Genomic DNA, 21939 nt, shown 5'->3' with positions numbered 1-21939 from the left:
GTTCGTCGCGGCAGAGTTCGCGCGGACCCGCCCTGTCAGAGGTGTTCTCATGTTGCGCGATCCTTCCTCCAAATACCGTCCCTTTCCGCAGATCGACTTGCCCGATCGTCAGTGGCCGAGCCGCACCGTCACGCATGCGCCGCGCTGGCTCTCCACCGATTTGCGCGACGGCAATCAGGCGCTGATCGACCCGATGGACGGGGAGAAGAAGACTCGCTTCTTCGACTTGCTGGTGAAGGTGGGCCTCAAGGAGATCGAAGTAGGCTTTCCCTCGGCAGGACAGACCGAATTCGACTTCATCTCGGGCCTCGTTCGCTCGGGCCGGATTCCCGATGACGTGACGGTGCAGGTGCTGACGCAATCGCGCCGCGATTTGATCGAGCGCAGCTTCGAAAGCCTGCGCGGCGCGCCGCGCGCGATCGTTCACCTCTATAATGCTGTCTCGCCGGCATGGCGGCGCATCGTTTTCAACATGGGGCGCGACGAAGTGCGCGAGATCGCGGTCGCGGGCGCCAAGGTGCTGCGCGACGAGGCGGCGAAGCAGCCCGGCACCGACTGGCATTTCGAGTACAGCCCCGAGACCTTCTCGACTGCCGAGCTCGATTTCTCGGTCGAGGTCTGCGCGGCGGTGATGGAGATCCTGCGGCCGACGCCGGAGAAGCCGCTGATCCTCAATCTGCCCGCCACCGTCGAAGCGGCGATGCCGAACGTCTATGCCGATCAGGTCGAATGGTTCTGCCGCAACGTGCCGAACCGCGAGAGCGTTGTCATCAGCCTGCACACCCACAATGATCGCGGCACCGGCGTCGCCGCGTCCGAACTGGGGCTGCTCGCGGGCGCCGATCGAGTGGAAGGTTGCCTGTTCGGCAACGGCGAGCGCACCGGCAATGTCGATCTGGTGACGCTGGGGCTCAATCTCTACACCCAGGGGATCGATCCGAAGCTCGATTTCTCGAACATCGACGACGTGATCCGCACCGTGGAATATTGCAACGCGCTGCCGGTCCATCCGCGGCATCCCTATGCCGGCGATCTCGTCTTCACTGCCTTCTCCGGCAGTCATCAGGACGCGATCAAGAAGGGCTTCGCAGCCCAGGCGGCGCGCAACGACACGCATTGGGACGTCCCCTATCTGCCGATCGATCCCGCGGATCTCGGCCGCAGCTACGAAGCGGTGATCCGAGTGAACTCGCAGAGCGGGAAGGGCGGCGTCGCCTGGGTGCTCGAGCAGGACCGCGGGCTGAAGCTGCCCAAGCGGATGCAGGCCGATTTCAGCCGCCACGTCCAGCGCCTCGCCGACCAGACCAGCCGCGAGCTCAACGCGGCCGATATCGGCGCCTTGTTCGACGCCGTCTATCTGCCGGGAGAGCGCGATCGCTTCGCACTGCTCGACTATGAGGAGCATGGCGCGCCGGGCGCGCGGGTGTTCGTCGGCCGGGTGCAGGTGGACGGCGCAGAGAAGTCGATCAGCGGCCGCGGCAACGGCCTGATCTCGGGCGTGATCGCGGCGCTGGAGAGTTCGACCGGCCCCGCGCTCGACGTGGTCGATTACAGCGAACATGCGATCGGCACCGGCGCCGATGCCCAGGCTGCGGCCTATGTCGAGTGCCGCACGCCCGATGGCCGGACGGTGTTCGGCGTGGGGCTGGATGCCGACGTCGCGACCGCCAGCGTCCGAGCGGTGCTGAGCGCGGCTAACCGCGCAGGCGCGGAGTGATAGCCCCAACGCAGCCTCATGCTCCCGCGCCTTCGGTACTGCTCGCGATCGTGCGGCGATGCCGCTAAGGATCAAGTTCCCGCAATGGCGCGGGACCGGGCTCGGCGCGGACGATCGTGTGAATGAGTAATCCCTTCGCCCCGCTGATCGAGGGCCATGGCGACGTCATCGGCCTGATCCTGCTGTTTGGGCTGTTTGTGCTGTTCGCGCTCGAACGCTTGCCGCCGGTGGTGCTGGCGGTCGCGGGCGGCGTGGCGATGATGGCGCTCGGCTTTCTCGACGCCGAGGAACTGTTGCGCGTGTTCGGCAATCCGGCGCCGATCACCATCGCGGCGATGTTCGTGATCTCCGGCGCGCTGCTGCGGACCGGCACGCTTGAGGAGGTTTCCGGCTGGGTCATTCGCCGCACCCAGCGTCGGCCGCGCCTCGCCCTGGGTGAGATCGGGCTCGGTACGATGGTGGCGTCGGCGTTCATGAACAACACGCCGGTGGTGATCGTGATGATCCCGATCATCAAGCGGCTCGCACGGCTGCTGCGCATTTCGGCGACGCGATTGCTGATCCCGCTTTCCTACGTCTCGATTCTCGGCGGCACGCTGACGCTGATCGGAACATCGACCAACCTGCTGGTCGCGGGTGTCGCTGCGGGTCAGGGGCAGCCCGCGTTCGGTGTGTTCGAGATCACCGGGGTCGGGCTGGCGGTCGCATTGGCCGGAACCGTGTTCCTGGCGATCGCCGGACCGCTGCTCTTGCCCGACCGCGAGGCTCTGCCGCTGGCGGAACAGGGCGAGAGCGACAGCTATCTCTCGCACCTCGTGCTGAATGCGGACAGCGCCTTCGTCGGCGAGCGGATCGACGAAAGCGCGCTCGAGCGGCGGCAGGGCATCCGGGTGCTGGCCGTGCAGCGCGGGCTGACGCTCTATCGCAAGGATTTCGAGGCGATGGTGCTGCAGCCGGGCGACCAGCTGGTCGTGGCGGCGAGCCCGGCCGAGCTCGCATCGCTTGCCGAATCGAACGATTTTCGGGTGGGCCTCACCGGCGTGGGGGGCGGGATCACCATGGCCGGCCCGATGCGCGACCCGGATGCCCAGCTGATCGAGGCGGTCGTATCGCCCTCGCATCCGATCATCGGGCGGCGGCTGGCGGAGATTCCGTTCCTCTCGCGATTGAAGCTGCGCGTGCTCGGCCTTGCGCGCCCGCGGCACGTGGCCGGCCCCGATCTTGCCGAAGTGCGTGTGCGCGCGGGCGACCGGCTGCTCATCGCCGCCGGCGCCGACGCCGCGACGGCACTTCAGCGCAACACCAATCTCGCGCAGGTCACGCAAGCGCCTGCGCGTGCGTTCAAGCGCAGCAAGGCGCCGATCGCGATCCTCACGCTCGCCGGTGTCGTCGGCTTCGCGGCGCTGTTCGGTTTTCCGATTGAGGCGCTGGCGCTGGCCGGGGTGGCGGTCGTGCTGGTGACGCGCTGCGTCGAGCCGGAGGAGGCGTGGGGAGCGATCGACGGCAACACGCTCGTGCTGATCTTCGGGATGCTGGCGTTCGGGCTGGGGCTCCAGAATGCCGGCACGGTGGAGCTGCTCGTTTCATGGGTCGAGCCGCTGCTCGCCAACGCCTCGCCGCTGATGCTGCTGATCGGCGTCTATGCGCTCACCAGCCTGCTGACCGAAACGGTGACCAACAACGCCGTCGCAGTGATCATGACTCCGATCGTGATCGGTCTTGCCGAAGCGCTGGGCGTCGATCCGCGCGAGATGATCGTCGCGGTGATGTTCGGCGCCAGCGCGAGCTTCGCAACGCCGATCGGTTATCAGACGAATACGCTCGTCTATGGCGCGACCAACTATCGGTTTACCGACTTCCTCAAGATCGGCCTGCCGATGAACGTTGTCGTCGGTCTGACGGCCTGCGTGGCGATCAGCTTCTGGTTCTGAGTCAGCGGCCGCGCACGATCTCGCAGCCGACCGCGGCATCCGGATACACGTCGGGTTTCATCGAGCGCACCCGTACCTCGGTGACTCGCGGATCGCCGAATGCCAGCGCGGCGACTTCCTCGCAGAGCGTTTCCTGAAGTTCGATATGGCCTTTCGCGACGAGCCGGTGGATGCCCTCGCGCAGGAAATCATAGTCGACCACCGCGTCGATCCGGTCGTCCGGGCGCGCGCCATAGTCGCAGCTCAGCCAGACCGTGAGCAGCACGCGCTGCGGCGCCGCGCGCTCATGCGCATGGATGCCGAGGCCCATCGTCACTTCGAGCCCCTCGAGGATGGTGACGTAGCGGCCGGGGGCGGGCGTCGGAGCCATGTCAGGCATCGGGCCGCTCGCGCGTCGTGAACATCACGTCGCCGTCGGCGCGTACCAGATGCTGGCCGCAATCGACATAGACGTTCTGGCCGGTGATGCTGCGCGCCGACAGGAGGTGCGCGACGGTGGCGGCGATGTCGTCGAGCGCGACCCGGCGGCGCAACAGATTCTCGCCGCAGGTCTGCGCGAACTCCTCCTCGCTCTGATCGAGGCTGGGAAGAGTGAGGCCCGGGGACACGGCGTTGACGCGGATGCGCGGCGCGAGCGCCTGCGCAAGCATCTCGGTCGCGCCGGCGAGCGCCACTTTCGAGCAGCTGTAGGTGAAGAAATCCGGATTGAGGTTGCCGACCTTCTGGTCGAGCAGGTTCACCACCGCCCCCTCGTCGAGGTCGGTCTGCGCGGCGAGCGCGGCGGCCAGCGCGACGGGCGCGCCCAGGTTCACGCGCATATGCGTGTCGAGCAGCGCATAGTCGGCGAGGCGATGGCTGTCCCAGCTGAACAGTGACGCATTGTTGACCAGCGCGCGAAGCGGCATCTCGAACGCCGCGCGGGCGCCTTCCACCAGCGCTGCCGGGGTGGCGGGGTCCTCAAGCTCGCCCGCCAGGGTGGTCGCGCGGCCGCCGGCCGCGCGGATCTCGGCGGCGACGGCACTTGCTTCATCGGGCGAGCCGTGGTGATGGATCGCGACCGACCAACCGGCCCGGCCGAGATGGCGCGCGATCGCCGCGCCGATGCGGCGCGAGGCGCCGGTGACGAGCACGGTTTCCGGCATCGCCGCTCTCAATAGCCCATCAGCTTGAGCACTTCCTCGCGGCTGCGCGCGTCTTCGCGGAAGACGCCCATCATCCGGCTCGTCACCATGCCGACGCCGGGCGTACCCACGCCGCGCGCGGTCATACAAGCATGAGTCGCCTCGATCACCACTGCGACCCCGACGGGATTGAGATGCTGCCAAATGCAGTCGGCGACTTCGGCGGTGAGCCGCTCCTGGACCTGGAGCCGGCGGGCATAGCCGTGGAGCACGCGCGCCAGCTTCGAAATGCCGACGACATGGTCGCGCGGGAGATAGGCGATCGACGCCTTGCCGACGATCGGAGCCATATGGTGCTCGCAATGCGACTGGAAGGGAATTCCGTTGAGCAGAACGATCTCGTCATAGCCGCCCACTTCCTCGAACACGCGGCTGAGATGGTGCGCCGGATCCTCGCCATAGCCCTGGCAATATTCCTTCCAGGCGCGCGCGACGCGCTTGGGCGTATCGAGCAGCCCCTCGCGCTCGGGATCGTCGCCGGCCCAGCGGATCAGCGTCCGGATCGCATCGGCGACTTCGTCGGGCACGGGAATCTTCGGCATCGCCGAAACGATGTCGCCGTCTTCCGGTCCGTCGTGATCGTCGTGCATCCGCAAAAACCTCCTTCTCCGCTTGACGCTACGGCACCCGAGCATCGCGGGTGAAGCGCTGTGGCTATCGTGTATCGCCTTGGAACCAAATGGCGCAAAGCCGCAGGGTTCCGCCATTCATTCCCGTTGACGGCTTCGAAAATGCAGCGTTAGTTGGCACACAGAGAAAAGCAACGTCACGGCAAGACTATCGCCGGGCACCAGGGGAGGGATGCGTTTCCATGAAGAGAGTCGAACTGCTCGCCGCGACCGCGCTGTCGGTGCTGGTCACCTCGCCTGCCTTCGCGCAGGACGCAACCACGACTGAAGCCGCTCCTGTAGTCCAGGAATATCAGGGCGCCAACGACATCGTCGTGACCGCGACGCGCCGCAACGAGACGGTGCAGGACGTTCCGGTGGCGATCACCGCCGTCGGCGGCGAACTGCTGGAAAATGCGGGCGTCGAGGACATCCGCGGTCTCGAGCAGCTTGCCCCCAGCCTTCAGGCGACCACGGGCCAGTCGGCCGCGACCGGCACCTCGCTTTCGATTCGCGGGATCGGCACCGGCGGCGACAATCCGGGCTTCGAGCCGGCGGTCGGCGTGTTCATCGACGGCGTGTTCCGCTCGCGCGCGGGCGTGGCGCTCGCTGAGCTTCCCGAGCTGGAGCGAGTCGAGGTGCTGCGCGGTCCGCAGGGAACGCTGTTCGGCCGCAACACCTCGGCAGGTGCGCTCAGCATCTTCACTGCTCAGCCGGAATATGAGTTCGGCGGCTATATCGAAGGCAGCTACGGCAATTACGATGCTTGGCAAGTCGAAGGCGCAGTCACCGGCCCGGTGACGGAGGCGATCGCGCTCCGCTTCGACGGCGGCTATCGCCAGCGGGACGGCTATATCGAGGACGCGAACACCGATCGTCGCATCAACAATATCGATCGCTGGAATGTCCGCGGACAGGCGCTGCTCGATACGGGTACGATGACTTTCCGGCTGATCGCCGATTATGCCGAGACCGACGAAGTCTGCTGCGGCGCCGTGAACGTGGTGGCCGGACGGACGGTGCCGGCGATCAATGCGGTTGCGGCGGCGCAGGGGCTGGTCGGTATCTATACCGGCCCGCCGTCGGACCGCATCCAGGCGATTTCGCCGAACCGCGACTATTCGGAGCGGGTGCGCGACTGGGGCGTGTCGGGCGAGTTCAATGTCGATATCGGCGACGTCTCGCTGACCTCGATCACTGCCTATCGCGACTGGCGCGCGCTGCGTGACCAGGACATCGATTTCTCGGGCATCGACCGCGCCTATCGTGACGACTACCGCGTCGATCTGACCGACTTCACTCAGGAAGTGCGGCTGCAGGGCTCGGCGTTCGGCGGCGTGCTCGACTGGCTGGTCGGCGGCTTCTATCTCAACGAGACGCTCGAACTGCGCGACACGGTGCGCGTCGGAAACGATGCCAATGCCTATGTCGATACGCTGTTCGCGGGCATTCTGGGCGCACCGCCGTCGGCCGGCGGCATCGGCATCCCGGCGCAATTCTATGGCAGCTACGCAGTGCCCAGCTTCCCGCAGGTCGTTGCGGCGCTGCGCGGCCTCGCTCCGCTGCCGGCGGGCTCGATACCGCTCTTCGGCCAGGTTCTCTATGCCGGCAGCCCCGCGCTGCAGGCCGCAGCGCCTCCCGGGTCGCCGCTGTTCAACTATCTGAACACGCCGCTCGCGGGCTTCACTGCCGGGCAGGGGAACAACAACGACGACTTCCGCGTGAAGACCGATGCGATCGCGCTGTTCACGCATAACATCATCAACGTCACCGATCAGCTTTCGCTGACGCTCGGCGCGCGTTGGAACCATGAGAGCAAGAAGCTCGACGCCAGCATCAACAACAATACGGCGACGTGCGGCTTCTTCTACAGCCAGGACCCCCGTGCGGTCGCCTATCGCCAGGCGATCCAGGCTGCGAATCCGGAGTTGTTCGCCAACTTCTTCCTGCTGAGCTGCAATCCGGCGCTGAACACCGAATTCAACGGCGACTACAGCCACGACCGTGAAGAGAACGAGATCACCGGCACGGTGAAGCTCGCCTATGAATTCTCGCCGCGCGTGCTTGCCTATGCGAGCTACGACCGCGGCTACAAGTCGGGCGGCTACAACCTCGATCAGGCGGCGTTCGACACGGTGCTTCTCGGCGGCGACGGCCCGCAGGGTAGCGACCTCGAATTCGGCGCCGAAACGGTCGATTCCTACGAGATCGGCATCAAGACAAGCTTCAGCAACAGCTTCACGCTGAACGTCGCCGGTTTCTACGCCAAGTACAACGACCTCCAGTCGCTGGTCTTCAGCGGCTCGAATTTCGTCGTCCAGAACATCGATTCCTCGACGTCGAAGGGCATCGAGGCCGAAGCGATCATCCAGCCGATCCAGGAACTCGTGGTGCGCTTCGGCTATACCTATCTCGATGCGCAGTACGACTCGAGCAACGATTTCACCGGCACTCCGCTGGCGGGGCTCGAAGGGCGGCAGATCCAGAACCAGCCGCAGAATGTCGTCAACGCGGCGCTCAGCTGGACCCCGCCGATCACCAACCGTCTGAACGGCCTGTTTCATGTCGACATGCGCTATCAGAGCGCGGTCGAGATCGCGGGTCGCGATCCGATCAATCCGGATCGCGGTCTGGTGCGCAACGAAGGCTATCCGCTGGTAAGCGCCCGGATCGGGCTCCAGACCGACGACGGCAAGATCCGCGGCGAATTCTACGTCGAGAATCTGACCAACGAATATTACCACATCACCGGCTTCGCCGTTCCCGAGCAGACCGGGACCTATGCAGGCTATCCGGGTACGCCGCGCTTCTACGGAGTCCGGGCGCGCTTCGGTTTCTGATCGCCGCACGCGCGACAGCCAAAGAAAAGGCCGGGAGCAGCGCTGCTCCCGGCCTTTTTCTTGTGCGGAACGGCGCCGGTCAGGATTTTACGAAAGCGGCGTCGATCGCGAGCTTCACCTCGTCCGAAACGACCGGCGTGGCATAGCCGAGGCCGAAGTCGCTGCGGTTGATCGTCGTCGTGCCGGTGAAGCCGATGTTGCGCTTCTCGCTCATCGGATTGACTCCGGCGCCGAAGAACTCCGCCTCCAGCGTGACCGGCCGCGTGATCCCCTTGATCGTCAGATTGCCGGTGATGGTCGCCTGCGTGCCGTTCACATCGACTTCGGTCGAAACGAAGCGGGCAGTGGGGTGCTGTTCCACCGCGAAGAAATCGTCGCTCTTGAGGTGGCGCACGAAGGCGTCGACCGGGTGCGAGATCGCAGTGAGATCGAACGTCACGTCGACCTGCGCCGCTTCGGGATTGGCTGGATCGAGCATCAGCGTACCGCTGGTTCCGCCGATCTGGCCGGTCAGCGGCGTGAAGCCCATGTGATTGACGGTCCAGGTGACGTAGCTGTGGTTGCCGTCGACTTCATAGCTGCCGCCCTCGACAGCGGAGACGTCGTGCGAGCCGGGCATGTCCTGCACGGCGGGAGCGGCGATCAGCGGCGCGGCCGCGACCAGGGCGATACTGGCGAAAACGAGGCGCATCGGGGAAACTCCTCCTGTTGGGGAGGTGCCTTGTCCCTCAAGCGAGGCAGGGGCGTCAAATCCCCGATGCGCAACGCTGCGTTTCCGGCGAACGCCGGCGTCAGTTCTTCTCCTTGTCCACCAGCTTGCCCGCGCCGATCCACGGCATCATCGCGCGCAGTTCGGCGCCGACCTTCTCGATCGGATGCTCGGCCTGGAGCTTGCGCGCCGCCTTCATCTCCGGATTGCCCGCGCGATTGTCGGCGATGAAGCGCCCGACGAACTTGCCGCGCTGAATGTCGTCCAGCACGCGCTTCATCTCCGCCTTGGTTTCGTCGGTGATGATCCGCGGGCCGGTGTGGTAGTCGCCATATTCGGCGGTGTTGGAGATCGAATAGCGCATGTTGGCGATTCCGCCCTCATAGAGCAGGTCGACGATCAGCTTCACTTCGTGAAGACACTCGAAATAGGCCATTTCGGGGGCATAGCCCGCCTCGACCAGCGTCTCGAACCCGCCCATGATGAGGTTCGTGAGGCCGCCGCACAGCACCACCTGCTCACCGAACAGGTCGGTTTCGCACTCTTCCTTGAAATTCGTCTCGATCACGCCCGATCGGCCGCCACCGACGCCGCTGGCATAGGCGAGCGCGATGTCGTGCGCATTGCCCGAGCTGTCCTGCGCGACTGCGATCAGGCACGGTACGCCGCCGCCGCGGACATATTCGGAACGCACCGTGTGCCCGGGGCCCTTCGGCGCGATCATGATGACGTCGAGGTCGCCGCGCGGCTCGATCAGCCCGAAGTGCACGTTGAGCCCGTGGGCGAAGGCGAGGGCGGCGCCCTGCTTCATGTTGGCGTGCAGATCCTCGGAATAGATCGCGGCCTGATGCTCGTCCGGCGCGACCATCATGATGATGTCGGCCCATTCGGCGGCTTCGCGGTTGGTCAGCACCTTGAAGCCGGCGGCTTCCGCCTTCTTGCGCGTCGCCGATCCTTCGCGCAGCGCGATGGCGACATCCTTCACGCCCGAATCGCGCAGGTTCTGGGCGTGGGCATGGCCCTGGCTGCCATAGCCGATGATCGCGATCTTCTTGCCGGTGATCAGGTTCAGATCGGCGTCGCGATCGTAATAGACACGCATTCTTCGGTCCCCTTCGTGAAACGTCCCTCGACTTCGCTCGGGACGAACGGAAATGGTGCGGCTCAACAAGCCATTCGTGCCGAGCGAAGTCGAGACACGTTCGCGCCGCGTGCGAAATTCAGGCTGCCTCGCTTCCGCGCGAGATGGCGACGACGCCGGTGCGGGCGACTTCGACCAGCCCCACTTCCTTCATCAGCGCGACGAAGGCGTCGATCTTCTCCGATCCGCCGGTGAGCTCGAATACGAAGCTGCCGATCGTCGCATCGACGACATGCGCGCGATACACTTCGGCCAGCCGCAGCGCCTCGATCCGGTGATCGCCGGTGCCCGCCACCTTCACCAGCGCCAGTTCGCGCTCGACGTGCGGGCCGTGGGTGGTGAGGTCGGTCACCTTGTGCACCGGCACCAGCCGCTCGAGCTGGGCGATGATCTGTTCCATCACATGCGCCGAGGCAGAGGTGACGATGGTGATGCGGCTGACCAGGTCATCGTCGCTGATGTCGGTCACCGTCAGCGATTCGATATTGTAGCCGCGCGCCGTGAACAGACCCGCGATCCGCGCAAGGATGCCCGGCTCGTTGTCGACGATCACGGCGAGCGTGTGCCGCTCGCGGATTTCTTCGGTGATGTGCATGCAGGCCTCAGAAGATCCATTCGTGTCGAGCGAAGTCGAAACACGCTGGCTGTGCACTGGTGGCACGTCCCTCGATCGCTCGGCCTCGCTCAGCAGAGCCTGCGCTCGGGACGAAGGGAAAGGAGGCTCGCTCAGTCATCACACCAGCGCCTTCGCTTCGTCGTCCATCGTGCCCGAAACCTCGGCAGCCTGGAGCAGCATCTCGGTATGCGCCGCGCCCGACGGGATCATCGGGAAGCAGTTTGCGAGCTTCGCCACCCGGCAATCGACCAGCACAGGGCCGTCATGCGCCAGCATCTCGGCGATGCCCGGCTCCAGTTCCTGCCGCCCCTCGATGCGCAGCCCCTTCCAGCCATAGGCCTCGGCCAGCTTCACGAAATCAGGCAGCGCGTCGCTGTAGCTTTCCGAATAGCGGCTCGAATAGGTGAGTTCCTGCCACTGACGCACCATCCCCATGAACTCGTTGTTGAGGATGAAGATCTTCACCGGCAGCCGATATTGGGTCGCCGTCGCCAGCTCCTGGATGTTCATCTGAATGCTCGCCTCGCCGGCGATGTCGATCACCAGCGCATCGGGATGGCCCAGCTGCGCCCCGATCGCGGCGGGAAGGCCATAGCCCATCGTGCCGAGCCCGCCCGAAGTGAGCCATTTGTTGGGCGCCTCGAAGCCGAAGTGCTGCGCGGCCCACATCTGGTGCTGGCCGACTTCGGTGGTGATGATCGGGGCGCGGCCGCGCGTCGCTTCCCACAGCGCCCGAATCGCACGTTGGGGCATGATCGCGCCTTCGGGCTCGTCGAAGTCGAGGCAGCGGGTGGCGCGCCAGCCCTGGATGCGTCGCCACCATTCGGCGAGGTCGGGCGCTGCGGCCTTTCGCGCGTGCCAGCGTTCGAGCAGGTCGGCGATCGCGATGCCGGCGTCGCCGATGATCGGCAAGTCGACACGCACGTTCTTGTTCACGCTCGATCGGTCGATATCGATGTGGATCTTCTTCGATTCCGGGCTGAATGCGTCGAGCCGCCCCGTCACCCGGTCGTCGAACCGCGCGCCGATCGCGACGATCAGGTCGGCCCGGTTCATCGCCATATTGGCTTCGTAGGTGCCGTGCATGCCAAGCATGCCCAGCCACTGCTCCGACGTCGCCGGGAAGGCGCCGAGCCCCATCAGCGTCGAAGTGACGGGCGCGCCGGTCGCGTCGGCGAAGGCGCGCAGCAGCCGCGAGGCTTCGGGACCCGAATTGATGATCCCGCCGCCGGTGTAGAGGATCGGGCGCTCGGCCGCCGCGAGCATCTCGATCGCGGTGTCGATCAGCGCGGGGTCGGGCTTGGTCTGCGGGCGATAGGTGGCGCGTGCGACCGGCGCCGCCGGATCGGGTGCGGCATGGGGCGCGGTCGCCACCTGAACATTCTTGGGGATGTCGACGACGACGGGGCCGGGGCGACCGCTGGTGGCGATGTGAAACGCCTCGCGCACGATCGCGGCGAGCTTCGCCGGATCCTTCACCAGATAATTATGCTTGGTGCAGTGGCGGGTGATGCCGATCGTGTCCGCTTCCTGAAACGCATCGGTGCCGATCAGGCCGGTGGGCACCTGGCCGGTGATGACCACCATCGGGATCGAATCCATCAGTGCATCGGTGATGCCCGTGACGGCATTGGTCGCGCCGGGCCCGGATGTGACGAGCACCACGCCCGGCTTGCCGGTGGCGCGCGCATAGCCCTCTGCGGCGTGCGTTGCTGCCTGTTCGTGGCGAACGAGGATGTGCCGGATCGACTGGTGCTCGAACAGCGCGTCGTAGATCGGCAGGACCGCGCCGCCGGGATAGCCGAACACGACATCCACACCGAGCGCCTCGAGCGTCTCGATCAGTATGTCCGCTCCGCTCTTCTCGGTCACGACCATTCCCTCCTTCGCATGCGCAATAGCATTGCCGGAGCAGGGCTGCTAATCGCACAAAAGCTACAGGTCAAGCCGAGCCTACGTAATTAGATTCCAAATTGTAGCAGATTTGTGTTCATATCTGTCTCGGCGGTGCGGGGCCATTCGGGCGGTGGCTGGCGCCGGAACCAGGTGTATTGGCGCTTGGCATATTGCCGGGTCGCGGCCTGAGCGCGGGCGACGGCCGTCTCGCGCGTGCTGGTTCCGGCGAGCCAGTCGCCGATCTCGCGCACGCCGATCGCGCGCCGAACGGGAGCGTTCTCGCCGATGTCGCTGCGGGCGAGCAGGGTGCGGACTTCCTCGACGGCGCCGCTCTCCAGCATCGCTTCGAACCGGGCGTCGATGCGCGCGGTGAGCCAGTCGCGATCCGGCAGCAGGATCAGCGGCGTCAGGCGGACGCGATCGCCGATTCCGCCGGTGCGCTCGGCTTGCCACGCCGCCAGCGGGCGCCCGGTCGACCGGACGACCTCGAGCGCGCGAGCGACGCGGGTCGTATCGCTCGGCCTCAGCCGGGCCGCTGCCTCGGGATCGCGCTCGCCAAGCGCCGCATGCGCCTCCGCGACCGGCAGTGCGCGCACCTCGGCGCGGACCTCAGGATCGATCTCGGGCACGGGCGCGATCCCGTCGAGCAAGGTGCGCAGATAGAGCCCGGTTCCGCCGACCAGGATCGGCAGCCGTCCGGCCCGATGCGCCTCTGCGATCGCCGCGCGGGCATCGGCGGCCCAGCGTGGCGCGGAGTAGGAGTCCGCCCCGTCGACATGGCCGAACAGCCGGTGCGGCGCTCGTGCCTCCTCCTCGGCGGAAGGGCGGGCGGAGAGCACGCGCAGGTCGGCATAGACCTGCGCCGAATCGGCGTTGATGATGGTGCCGTCGCGCGCTTCCGCAAGGGCGAGTGCAAGCGCCGACTTGCCGCTGGCCGTCGGCCCTGCGATGAGCGCGACGGGCGGCTTCGCTTCCTGCATCAGTTTCCTCCCGGGCGGGCCTGGCGCTTCGCAGCAGCGGGGCGCGGCGACTGAGGGCGAGCGCGGCGCAGCGACACGAGCGGAGATCGAACGACAGTGTACATCGCCACGCTGATAGCAGCCGATCGCCTGAACGCAGGCGACATTTCCGCAGCGTCTGACTGTCTGGCGGTCGCGGGCTGCGACCCCGGCGAGACGGTCTGGCTGGAGGCGGAGAAGGCGGCTGACCTGGCGTTCGCCGAGGACCCCGCGGCGGCGCGGGCTGCGCTCGAAGGGGTGATCGCGGGCACCGACGCGATTGTCCAGCCGGCCGCGCACCGCGAGAAGAAGCTGCTGGTCGCCGACATGGATTCGACGATGATCACGGTCGAGTGCATCGACGAGCTGGCGGATTATGCCGGCATCAAGCCGCAGATCGCCGAAGTCACCGAGCGCGCGATGCGCGGCGAACTCGACTTCGCCGAAGCGCTCGATGCGCGCGTGGCACTGCTCGAGAATCTCGAGGAATCGGCGATCGACCGCTGCCTCGCCGAGCGGGTGAAGCACTCGCGCGGTGCCGAGACGCTGGTGAAGACGATGCGCGCGCGCGGCGCGCTGACCATTCTCGTTTCGGGGGGCTTCACGCGCTTTGCCGAACCGGTCGGCGCGGCGCTGGGCTTCGAGCGAGTCATTGCCAATCGTCTCGAGATTGCCGAGGCGCGGCTGACCGGCACCGTGGCCAAGCCGATCGTCGACAGCGGCACCAAGCAGCGCACCCTGCTGGAGGCACGCGCCGAACGCGTGCTGCCCGTCGAGGCGACGCTGGCGGTCGGCGACGGCGCCAACGACCTGTCGATGATCCGTGAGGCGGGGCTGGGCGTCGCCTATCGGGCGAAGCCGGTCGTCGCGGCGGCGGCGGGTGCGCGGATCGACCACGCCGATCTGACGGCGCTCCTCTATGCGCAGGGGATTGCGCGCGCCGATTGGGTCGACTGACTTAGACTTCGGCCGCCGTCAGGGCGCCACCACCAGACAGTCGCGGCCGGCGCTGCGCATCGCCGCGCAGCCGCGGTTCGCATCGGCGCGGCTGGCATAGGGTCCGATGAGCAGCTTCGTCAGCCTGCCCGAGCGGACATAATAGGGCTGACGGCCGGAAAGCGCCGAGAGGCCGGAGACATTGCTCCACATCGCGCGGGCATTCCCCGGCTGGCTGAACGCGCCGAGCTGGATGCGCCAGCCGCCGTCGCGGATCGCCGGTTGCGGCGGGGCGGGCGCGGGCGGCGCCTGAATCGGCACCGGCTCCGGCCGCTGGGCGAGCTGATCCGGAGCGGGCGAGGAGGGGCGGCTTGCAGCCGACGAGGGCGGTACAGGCACCGGCTGCACCGATCCGCGAGCGGGAGGCGATACGGGTCCGGCAAATTCGGTCGGGAACTCAGGCCGCCCGGCCTCTTCCTCGTAGCGGCGAGCGAGCGCGAGACCCTCCTGCCGCTCCTGAAGCGAGATATAGCGGTCCATCTGCGCCAGTGCCTGGTTCGCCTGGGGCAGCCCCGCTTGCGAGGAGCGGACGATCAGCGCATAGGCGCGCACCCAGTCGCGCTCGACTTCGTCGCCGTTGAAATACATGGTGCCCAGCACGAACTGCGCGCGTGGCTCGCCGCGGCTGGCCGAACGCTGAAGCCACTGCACGGCCTCGCCGCGCTTGCCGTTCTGGAAGAGCGCGAGGCCGTAATTGTCCTCCGCCTGCGGGTGCCCCTGCAGCGCCGCCCGGCGATACCAATCCTCCGCCGCGGCCAGATCGGCATCGACGCCGCGGCCGAGCTTATAGGCCTGGCCCAGATTGAACTGCGCATCGGGATTTCCGGCCACCGCCGGGGCCCGCCACTTTTCCACCGCAGCCCAATAGTCGCCGCGCGACCAGGCTTCGACGCCCTCGCGCACGGGATCCTCGGCCACCTGCGCGACGGCAGGCGCGATCAGGGCAGCGGCGCTCGCAGCCGCGGCGATCCAGACTGACTTCATTCCCATTCCCGTATCTTCGCGCCTTATGGATAATGGCAGTTAACCAGGCTTTGTGAAAGAATTCCTTAATGGTCGCTGGACGCGGAAGTGTCCCGGCACGGCCCTGTTAACCCGTTCTTATCCCTCGTCGTGGCAATCGGCAGGCTGGATTACGGGGATTTCGAGGGGTTCATGCGCGTTCTGGCGATGGCATCGCAGAAGGGCGGGTCCGGCAAGACCACGCTTAGCGGGCACCTGGCGGTGCAGGCGCAGCGGGCGGGGTGCGGCCCGGTGGTGCTGATCGACATCGATCCGCAGGGCTCGCTTTCCGACTGGTGGAACGAGCGCGAGACCGAGTTTCCCGCCTTTGCCCAGACGACCGTGGCACGGCTTGCGTCGGACCTCGAAGTATTGCGGCAGCAGGGCTTCAAGCTGGCGGTGATCGATACGCCGCCCGCGATCACCATGGCGATCCAGAGCGTGATCGCCGTCGCCGAGCTGATCGTGATCCCCACCCGGCCCAGCCCGCACGATCTGCGTGCCGTCGGCGCGACCGTCGATCTGTGCGATCGCGCGGGCAAGCCGCTCGTGTTCGTCGTCAACGCCGCCACCCCCAAGGCGCGGATCACGTCGGAAGCGGCCGTAGCGCTGTCGCAGCACGGCACGGTCGCGCCGGTGACGATCCATCATCGCACCGATTTCGCTTCGTCGATGATCGATGGCCGCACGGTCATGGAGATCGATTCCAACAGCAAGTCGTCGCGCGAGGTCGAGGCGCTGTGGGCCTATGTCTCCGATCGGCTCGAGAAGAATTTCCGGCGCACCGTCTTCAATGCGCCGGCTGCGGCTCCCGGTTTCGCGGCTGCCCGACCTGCGGGCGGCTTTGGCCGCCGTGTGGTGAGCTGAGGGCGGTGGCGATGTTCGGCACTCCCAAGTCGGCGGCGTCGCTCTCGTCGGGATTGCTTGCCCGGAAGGGACAGGCGCGCCCGGCGATGCGTCCGCAAGGCTTTGTCGGGCTCGGCCCCAACGCTGCCGAGGATCTCGGCTGGAACGACATGGGCGAGGACACTGTACCGGAGCCTGCGCCGGAGCCTGTGGCGTCACAGAAGCCGCCGGTGCTGCGCCAGCGCGAGGCGCTCGACCGCGAACTCGCGATTTCTCCGCCCGCACCCGAACCCACGGCCGCACCGGATCCGGCCCCGCTGACACCGGGCACGCTCGCGCGCGTCCAGCGTGAGGTGCGCCGCAAGAAGAGCCGTACCGCCTTCACCTTGCGCCTCGATTCCGACCGCCACCTGCGACTGCGCCTCGCATCGGCGGTCTCTAACCGTTCGGCGCAGCAACTGGTTACCGAGGCGCTCGACGCCTTCCTCGAGACGCAGCCCGGCGTCGAGGAACTGGTCCGCCAGCTCGGCTCGAGCGACGGCCGCTGACGAAAGGAATGATGATGAAAAGCCGCAGCATTCTGTACGGGCTTTCGGCCCTCGCACTGGGAAGCGCAGTGATTTCGGGCAGCGCCATGCTCGCCACCGCCGCCACGCCGTCGCAGACCGCAGACGCGCGCCGCGCCGCCGGCGAAGCGCGCGAGGCGCGCGAGGATCTGGCCGACGGCAAGGCCGATCGCGCGGTCCGCCACGCCGAGGCGGCGGTTCAATATGATCCGCGCAACCCCGAATATCGCGCGCTGCTCGGCCAGTCCTATCTGATGGCCGGCCGCTTCGTGTCTGCCGGACAGGCGCTCACCGATGCGCTCTCGCTTGATCCGGCGAACGGCCGCGTCGCGCTGAACCTCGCGCTCGCCGAGATCGCGCAGGGCAAGTGGGCGGAGGCGCGGACGACGCTCGAGGCGCATTCGGCGACGATCCCCGACGGCGACCGCGGGCTTGCCTTCGCGCTTGCCGGAGATCCGGTCACTGCGGTCGAGATCCTCACTCCTGCCGCCCGCGGCCCGGAGGCCGATGCCAAGACGCGCCAGAACCTCGCGCTCAGCCTGGCGCTCGCCGGCCGCTGGCAGGATGCGAAGGCGATCGCGGCGGTCGATGTGCCGCCCGACCAGCTCGATCAGCGCATCATGGACTGGGCCAGCTTCGCGCGCCCGACCAACGCCTATGATCAGGTGGCGACGCTGCTCGGCGTCCGCGCCATCGAGGATGCCGGTCAGCCGCAGCAGCTTGCGCTTGCGCAGAGCATGACTCAAGTGGCGGCGGTGTCGCAGACGGTCGATCCGATCGATGCCTATATGCCGCGGGTTCCCGAGCAGGCGGTCGAGATCGCCCAGGATCTCGGCGTGTCGCCGGAGATTCTTGGCCGCGACGAGCAGGTGCTCGCGTCGCAGCCAAGCAGCGGCGGCCAGCGCGTGGTGTTCGGCCCGCGCGAAGAGATCGTGCAGGCGCTTCCTTCCTCACCGCGCCGCGATGTCGCGCTCGCGGCCGCACAGCAGCCGGCTTCGGCTCCCGCTCCCGCTCGGCAGACCACTGCCGTAGCGATGCCCGCGCGGGCGAGCGGCAATTATTACGTCCAGCTTGGCGCGTTCCGAAACGCCGGCGCGGCGCGCACTGCCTGGCGGCAGGCTTCCGGCCGCTACTCGGTGCTCGGCGGGGCGGAGCCTTCGGGAATGCAGGTTTCGAATCGCCGCGGCAGCTTCTATCGGTTGTCGGTCGGCGGCTTCGCGCGCGCCGAAGCCGAGGCGATGTGCCGCCAGATCAAGTCGTCGGGCGGCGCCTGCTTCGTGCGTGCCCATGCCGGCGATCAGGTGGCGAGCTGGGTGCGCAGCGATACGCAGGTCGCTTCGCGCTGAGCAAAGCGCAGGGCGGCGTTCAGAGGATTTCCGCGCCGCCCTTGAATACGCGCAGCACCTGGCCCTGCACCGGCAGGCCGTCGAACGGCGTGTTGCCCGCCTTGGCAACCAGCGACTCGGCACTGATCCGCCACGGCGAGTCCGGGTCGATCACGATCAGATCGGCCGGCATTCCCGGCTCCAGCAGTCCGGTTTCCAGCCCCAGAACCTCAGCCGGATTGGCTGCGAGCATCGCGAACAGGCGTTCGAACGGGACGATATCGTCGCGCACCAGCTGAAGCGACAGCGCGAGCAGAGTCTCCGCACCCGCCATGCCAGGCGCCGAATCGGCGAAGGGCAGCCGCTTTTCTTCCGGCCCGCGCGGGTCATGCCCCGAACACAGCACGTCGATCGTTCCGTCTGCGACTGCAGCCAGCGCCGCGCGTCGGTCCTGCTCGTCGCGCAGCGGCGGCGAAAGATGCGCGAAGGTGCGGAAATCGGTCATCGCAATGTCTGACAGCAGCAGATGCGCCGGCGTGATGCCGCACGTCACGCGGGTGCCCCGCGCCTTTGCCGCCCGGATCAGGTCAAAGCCGGCGGCGGTGGTGACCTGACGGAAGTGGATGCGCGCGCCGGTTTCCTCGGCCAGCATCAGGTCGCGCGTGATCGCCAGTGCCTCGGCCATCGCCGGCGCCGCGGGAAGCCCGAGCCGAGTCGCGGTCTCTCCCTCGGTGGCGACGGCGCCCCGCGTCAGCCCGCCATCCTCGGCATGGGCGATCACGGTAAGGCCGCACCCGCGCGCATAGCCCAGTATTTTGCGCATCAGCCGGCTGTCGGCGATCCAGCTGCGGCCGGTCGCGACCGCCCGCGCGCCGGCTTCGGCGGTGATCGCCATTTCGGCCAGATCCGTGCCTTCCAACCCGCGAGTCGCCGCCGCGATCGGATGGACCCACAGCTCGGGCTTGCCCATCGCGCTGGCCCGCTGGACGATCCCGGGCGCATCGAGCACGGGCGATTGATCGGGCATCAGCGCCAGCCGCACGATCCCACCCGCTCGGCACGCAGCCTTGTCCATCGCGAAGGCGCCGAGATCGACGATCGCCGGCGCGAGCAGCTTGCCCTTGAGGTCGATCACCTCGGCGCCCTCGGGGATCTCCTGCGCTGCCGAGATGGTGTCGCCGTCGACGATCAGCGTGCCGGTTCGGACGCCGCCTCGCGGACAGATCAGTCGCCCGTTGGTGAAGGCGCGGATCATGCCCAGCCCTCGATGCCGCGTGCGCGCCGCGTCAGCACGTCGAGGCAGGCCATGCGCACCGCCACGCCCATCGACACCTGCTCGGTGATCGCCGAGCGCGTGGGATCGTCGGCAACGCTCGAATCGATCTCGACTCCCCGGTTCATCGGCCCCGGGTGCATCACCAGCGCATCGGGACGCGCGCGTTCAAGCCGCTCCGGAGTGAGGCCGTAGCGCATGTGATACTCCCGAGTGGAGGGGATGAAGCCACCCGACATGCGCTCGTTCTGGACACGCAGCATCATGACGACATCGGCGCCCTCCAGAGCCGCATCGAAATCGATGAAGGGCGTGACGCCCATCTTCTCGATCGCGGGCGGCATCAGCGTCGAGGGTGCGACCACCCGGACCTCGGCGGCCAGCGCGGTCAGCGCCAGAATATTCGACCGCGCGACCCGGCTGTGGAGCAGGTCGCCACAGATCACTACGCGCTGTCCCGCGATGCTCCCGCGCCGCCGGCGGATCGTGAGTGCGTCGAGCAGCGCCTGGGTAGGGTGCTCGTGCCAGCCGTCACCGGCGTTCAGCACCGGGCAGTCGACCTTCGAAGAGATGAGCTGAACCGCGCCCGAGCTGCCGTGGCGGATGACGATCACGTCGGCGCGCATCGCGTTCAGCGTGACAGCCGTGTCGATCAGCGTCTCGCCCTTCTTCACGCTCGATTGCGCGGCGTGCATGTTGACGACATCGGCGCCAAGCCGCTTGCCCGCGATCTCGAAGCTCAGCAGCGTACGAGTCGAATTCTCGAAAAAGGCATTGATCTGGGTGAGGCCGTCGAGGCGGTGGTCGCTCTTCGCCCGGGTGCGGTTCGCCTCCACCCATTGTTCCGCCTCGTCGAGCAGGAACATGATCTCGTGCGGCTGAAGTCCCGCGATTCCCGTCAGATGGCGGTGCGGAAAGGCGTCGCTGCCGGAAAGCACGGCGCCGGGGCGATGATCCGAAGCTTGCATTAAAGCTGCCGCCTAGCCGCGCTCCGGTGGCATGGCAAGCATGGTCAGGCCGCGCGCTCCTCGTCGCCGGCCCGATCGAGCGTCGCGACCATCGGAGTGGTGCGCGGCAGCATCCGGAACCGCTGCTGGTCTTCGGCGGGAACGGGAGCGGCATGCCACTGGCGCCAGACTCCGAAGCCGGAGGTTCCGGCCGCGCACAGCGCGATGAAGCCGAACAGCCCCTCGGGGCCCAGAAGCTGGATCGCGCCGCCCGCCGCGAAGGGCCCGACCGCGGCTCCCATCGAATAGAGGAGCACCAGCCCGCCGCTGGCGCTCACACGCTGCTCGGGCTGGAGATGGTCGTTCGTATGCGCGACGCACATCGGATACAGCGCGAAGCCCAGCCCGCCGAATGCGGCGCCGAGCGGCAGCAGCAGCCCCTCAATTCCGCCGCCGAAGCCGAGCGCGAGGCTCGTCAGGACCGTGCTGCCATAGAGCGCGACGATCACTTTGCGCCGGTCGAACCGGTCCGACAGCTTGCCGAGCGGCCATTGCAGCGCGACTCCGCCCAGGATCACTGCGGTCATGAACCAGGCGGCCTGGGCGATATCGGCTCCCTGGCGCAGCACATAGACCGCGCCCAATGCATAGAAGGATCCGAACATCAGGCCGGTCGCGACCGTTCCCACCACGCCCAGCGGGGACACCGCGTACAGCGCCGAGATCGGTAGCGGCCGTGCCTTTGTGAGCGTCGGCGCGGGCATGCGGGTCAGCGCCACGGGCACCGCGGCGAGGGTGATGAGCATCGCCGCGAGCGCAAAGGGGAGGGCCGGCGCCTCCGCGCCCAGGTCCAGCGTCAGCAGCATCTGGCCGATCGCCTGGCCCGAATAGAGCGCGATCATATAGCCAGCGAGCATCGATCCGCGGCTCGATGGCTCGGCCCGCTCGTTCAGCCAGCTCTCGAGGCAGATGAACACGCCTGCCGCGCAGAATCCGTTGATGAAGCGCAGCGGCATCCACGCGAGGCCGCCCGGCAGCAGCGCGAAGGCGAGCGTCGTCGCCGCGAAAAGCGACGCGACCGCCGCGAAGGTGCGGATGTGCCCCACCCGCTCGATCAGCCGCGCGATCAGCAGCGATCCGGCCGTCAGTCCGGCGAAATAGGACATGCCGACCGCGCCGATCATCAGTGCGCGGCTGCCGCCCGTTTCCAGCCGGATGCTCAGCTCGGTCGCCAGAAAGCCGCCGCCGGCCATCAGCATCAGGATCGCGACGAGCAAGGCGCGAACGGGAAGGACGGCGGCGATCATGCAGCCTCAATGGCTGGTCGCCGCCGCCGTTCCAAGCCCG

Annotated in this window: 19 protein-coding genes; 7 read left to right on the top strand and 12 right to left on the bottom strand. The window is 67.3% G+C overall.

Translation table 11 applies throughout. The features are described from left to right. Positions 1-49 precede the first annotated feature (49 nt). Together leuA and ACQ450_RS05730 are read left to right on the top strand one after the other, a co-directional pair. Positions 50-1717, top strand: coding sequence for a 2-isopropylmalate synthase (leuA, locus tag ACQ450_RS05735; RefSeq protein WP_431470856.1), 1668 nt, complete (start codon positions 50-52; stop codon positions 1715-1717). Positions 1718-1839: 122 nt separating this feature from the next. Next, positions 1840-3648, top strand: coding sequence for an SLC13 family permease (locus tag ACQ450_RS05730; RefSeq protein ID WP_431470855.1), 1809 nt, complete (start codon positions 1840-1842; stop codon positions 3646-3648). 1 nt (position 3649) lies between these two features. Here the strand turns inward: ACQ450_RS05730 and ACQ450_RS05725 are convergent, their stop codons facing one another. The 3 genes from ACQ450_RS05725 to folE are packed head-to-tail and all read right to left on the bottom strand — an operon-like array spanning position 3650 to position 5419. Next, complete coding sequence (locus ACQ450_RS05725) at positions 3650-4027, bottom strand: dihydroneopterin aldolase (RefSeq protein WP_431470854.1); 378 nt, start codon at positions 4025-4027, stop codon at positions 3650-3652. After that, positions 4020-4790: an SDR family oxidoreductase gene (locus ACQ450_RS05720; protein WP_431470853.1), complete on the bottom strand. Its 771-nt coding sequence runs from the start codon at positions 4788-4790 to the stop codon at positions 4020-4022. Before ACQ450_RS05720 ends, ACQ450_RS05725 begins: the two co-directional genes overlap by 8 nt. A gap of 8 nt (positions 4791-4798) precedes the next feature. Then, positions 4799-5419: a GTP cyclohydrolase I FolE gene (gene folE / locus ACQ450_RS05715; RefSeq protein ID WP_431470852.1), complete on the bottom strand. Its 621-nt coding sequence runs from the start codon at positions 5417-5419 to the stop codon at positions 4799-4801. Positions 5420-5640: 221 nt separating this feature from the next. On the opposite strand from folE, the gene ACQ450_RS05710 reads away from it, so the two are divergent. Further along, a complete protein-coding gene (locus ACQ450_RS05710; RefSeq protein WP_431470851.1) occupies positions 5641-8277 on the top strand; it encodes a TonB-dependent receptor in 2637 nt (878 codons plus the stop codon). 79 nt (positions 8278-8356) lie between these two features. Here the strand turns inward: ACQ450_RS05710 and ACQ450_RS05705 are convergent, their stop codons facing one another. The 5 genes from ACQ450_RS05705 to miaA form a co-directional block, all read right to left on the bottom strand. Then, positions 8357-8968 carry a YceI family protein gene (locus ACQ450_RS05705; RefSeq protein WP_188055726.1) on the bottom strand — a complete coding sequence of 204 codons (612 nt, stop codon included), beginning with the start codon at positions 8966-8968 and terminating at the stop codon, positions 8357-8359. Positions 8969-9068: 100 nt separating this feature from the next. Further along, on the bottom strand, positions 9069-10088 hold the full coding sequence (gene ilvC, locus ACQ450_RS05700) for a ketol-acid reductoisomerase (protein WP_431470850.1): 1020 nt from the start codon (positions 10086-10088) through the stop codon (positions 9069-9071). 118 nt (positions 10089-10206) lie between these two features. Beyond that, positions 10207-10722: an acetolactate synthase small subunit gene (gene ilvN, locus ACQ450_RS05695; protein ID WP_431470849.1), complete on the bottom strand. Its 516-nt coding sequence runs from the start codon at positions 10720-10722 to the stop codon at positions 10207-10209. Positions 10723-10860: 138 nt separating this feature from the next. Continuing rightward, on the bottom strand, positions 10861-12615 hold the full coding sequence (ilvB, locus tag ACQ450_RS05690) for a biosynthetic-type acetolactate synthase large subunit (RefSeq protein ID WP_431470848.1): 1755 nt from the start codon (positions 12613-12615) through the stop codon (positions 10861-10863). A gap of 89 nt (positions 12616-12704) precedes the next feature. Then, a complete protein-coding gene (gene miaA / locus ACQ450_RS05685; protein ID WP_431470847.1) occupies positions 12705-13619 on the bottom strand; it encodes a tRNA (adenosine(37)-N6)-dimethylallyltransferase MiaA in 915 nt (304 codons plus the stop codon). 96 nt (positions 13620-13715) lie between these two features. On the opposite strand from miaA, the gene serB reads away from it, so the two are divergent. Then, positions 13716-14594, top strand: coding sequence for a phosphoserine phosphatase SerB (gene serB, locus ACQ450_RS05680; protein ID WP_431470846.1), 879 nt, complete (start codon positions 13716-13718; stop codon positions 14592-14594). Positions 14595-14612: 18 nt separating this feature from the next. Here serB and ACQ450_RS05675 read toward each other — a convergent pair whose 3' ends face one another. Next, positions 14613-15617, bottom strand: coding sequence for an SPOR domain-containing protein (locus ACQ450_RS05675; RefSeq protein WP_431470845.1), 1005 nt, complete (start codon positions 15615-15617; stop codon positions 14613-14615). A 171-nt stretch (positions 15618-15788) separates the two neighbouring features. On the opposite strand from ACQ450_RS05675, the gene ACQ450_RS05670 reads away from it, so the two are divergent. The 3 genes from ACQ450_RS05670 to ACQ450_RS05660 are packed head-to-tail and all read left to right on the top strand — an operon-like array spanning position 15789 to position 18393. Further along, entirely contained in the window at positions 15789-16502 is a 714-nt protein-coding gene (locus ACQ450_RS05670; protein WP_431471170.1) for an AAA family ATPase, read from the top strand. A gap of 11 nt (positions 16503-16513) precedes the next feature. Further along, on the top strand, positions 16514-17029 hold the full coding sequence (locus tag ACQ450_RS05665) for a hypothetical protein (protein ID WP_431470844.1): 516 nt from the start codon (positions 16514-16516) through the stop codon (positions 17027-17029). An 8-nt stretch (positions 17030-17037) separates the two neighbouring features. Continuing rightward, on the top strand, positions 17038-18393 hold the full coding sequence (locus tag ACQ450_RS05660; RefSeq protein ID WP_431470843.1) for an SPOR domain-containing protein: 1356 nt from the start codon (positions 17038-17040) through the stop codon (positions 18391-18393). Between the two features lie 19 nt (positions 18394-18412). Here ACQ450_RS05660 and ACQ450_RS05655 read toward each other — a convergent pair whose 3' ends face one another. Genes ACQ450_RS05655 through ACQ450_RS05645 form a run of 3 tightly spaced genes read right to left on the bottom strand, consistent with a single transcriptional unit; the run spans position 18413 to position 21899 of the window. Beyond that, the gene (locus ACQ450_RS05655) at positions 18413-19627 is read right to left on the bottom strand and encodes a dihydroorotase (protein ID WP_431470842.1); all 1215 of its coding nucleotides are present in this window, start codon (positions 19625-19627) and stop codon (positions 18413-18415) included. Next, entirely contained in the window at positions 19624-20613 is a 990-nt protein-coding gene (locus tag ACQ450_RS05650; protein ID WP_188055716.1) for an aspartate carbamoyltransferase catalytic subunit, read from the bottom strand. Before ACQ450_RS05650 ends, ACQ450_RS05655 begins: the two co-directional genes overlap by 4 nt. 44 nt (positions 20614-20657) lie before the next feature. Beyond that, on the bottom strand, positions 20658-21899 hold the full coding sequence (locus ACQ450_RS05645) for an MFS transporter (protein WP_431470841.1): 1242 nt from the start codon (positions 21897-21899) through the stop codon (positions 20658-20660). Positions 21900-21939: the final 40 nt, after the last annotated feature.

Origin of the sequence: Sphingosinithalassobacter sp. LHW66-3 (assembly GCF_050703275.1) — a bacterium.
Taxonomy (GTDB): domain Bacteria; phylum Pseudomonadota; class Alphaproteobacteria; order Sphingomonadales; family Sphingomonadaceae; genus Sphingomonas.
Note: the sequence above shows the minus strand (reverse complement) of the source record. Positions and strands in the feature narration are given on the sequence as shown.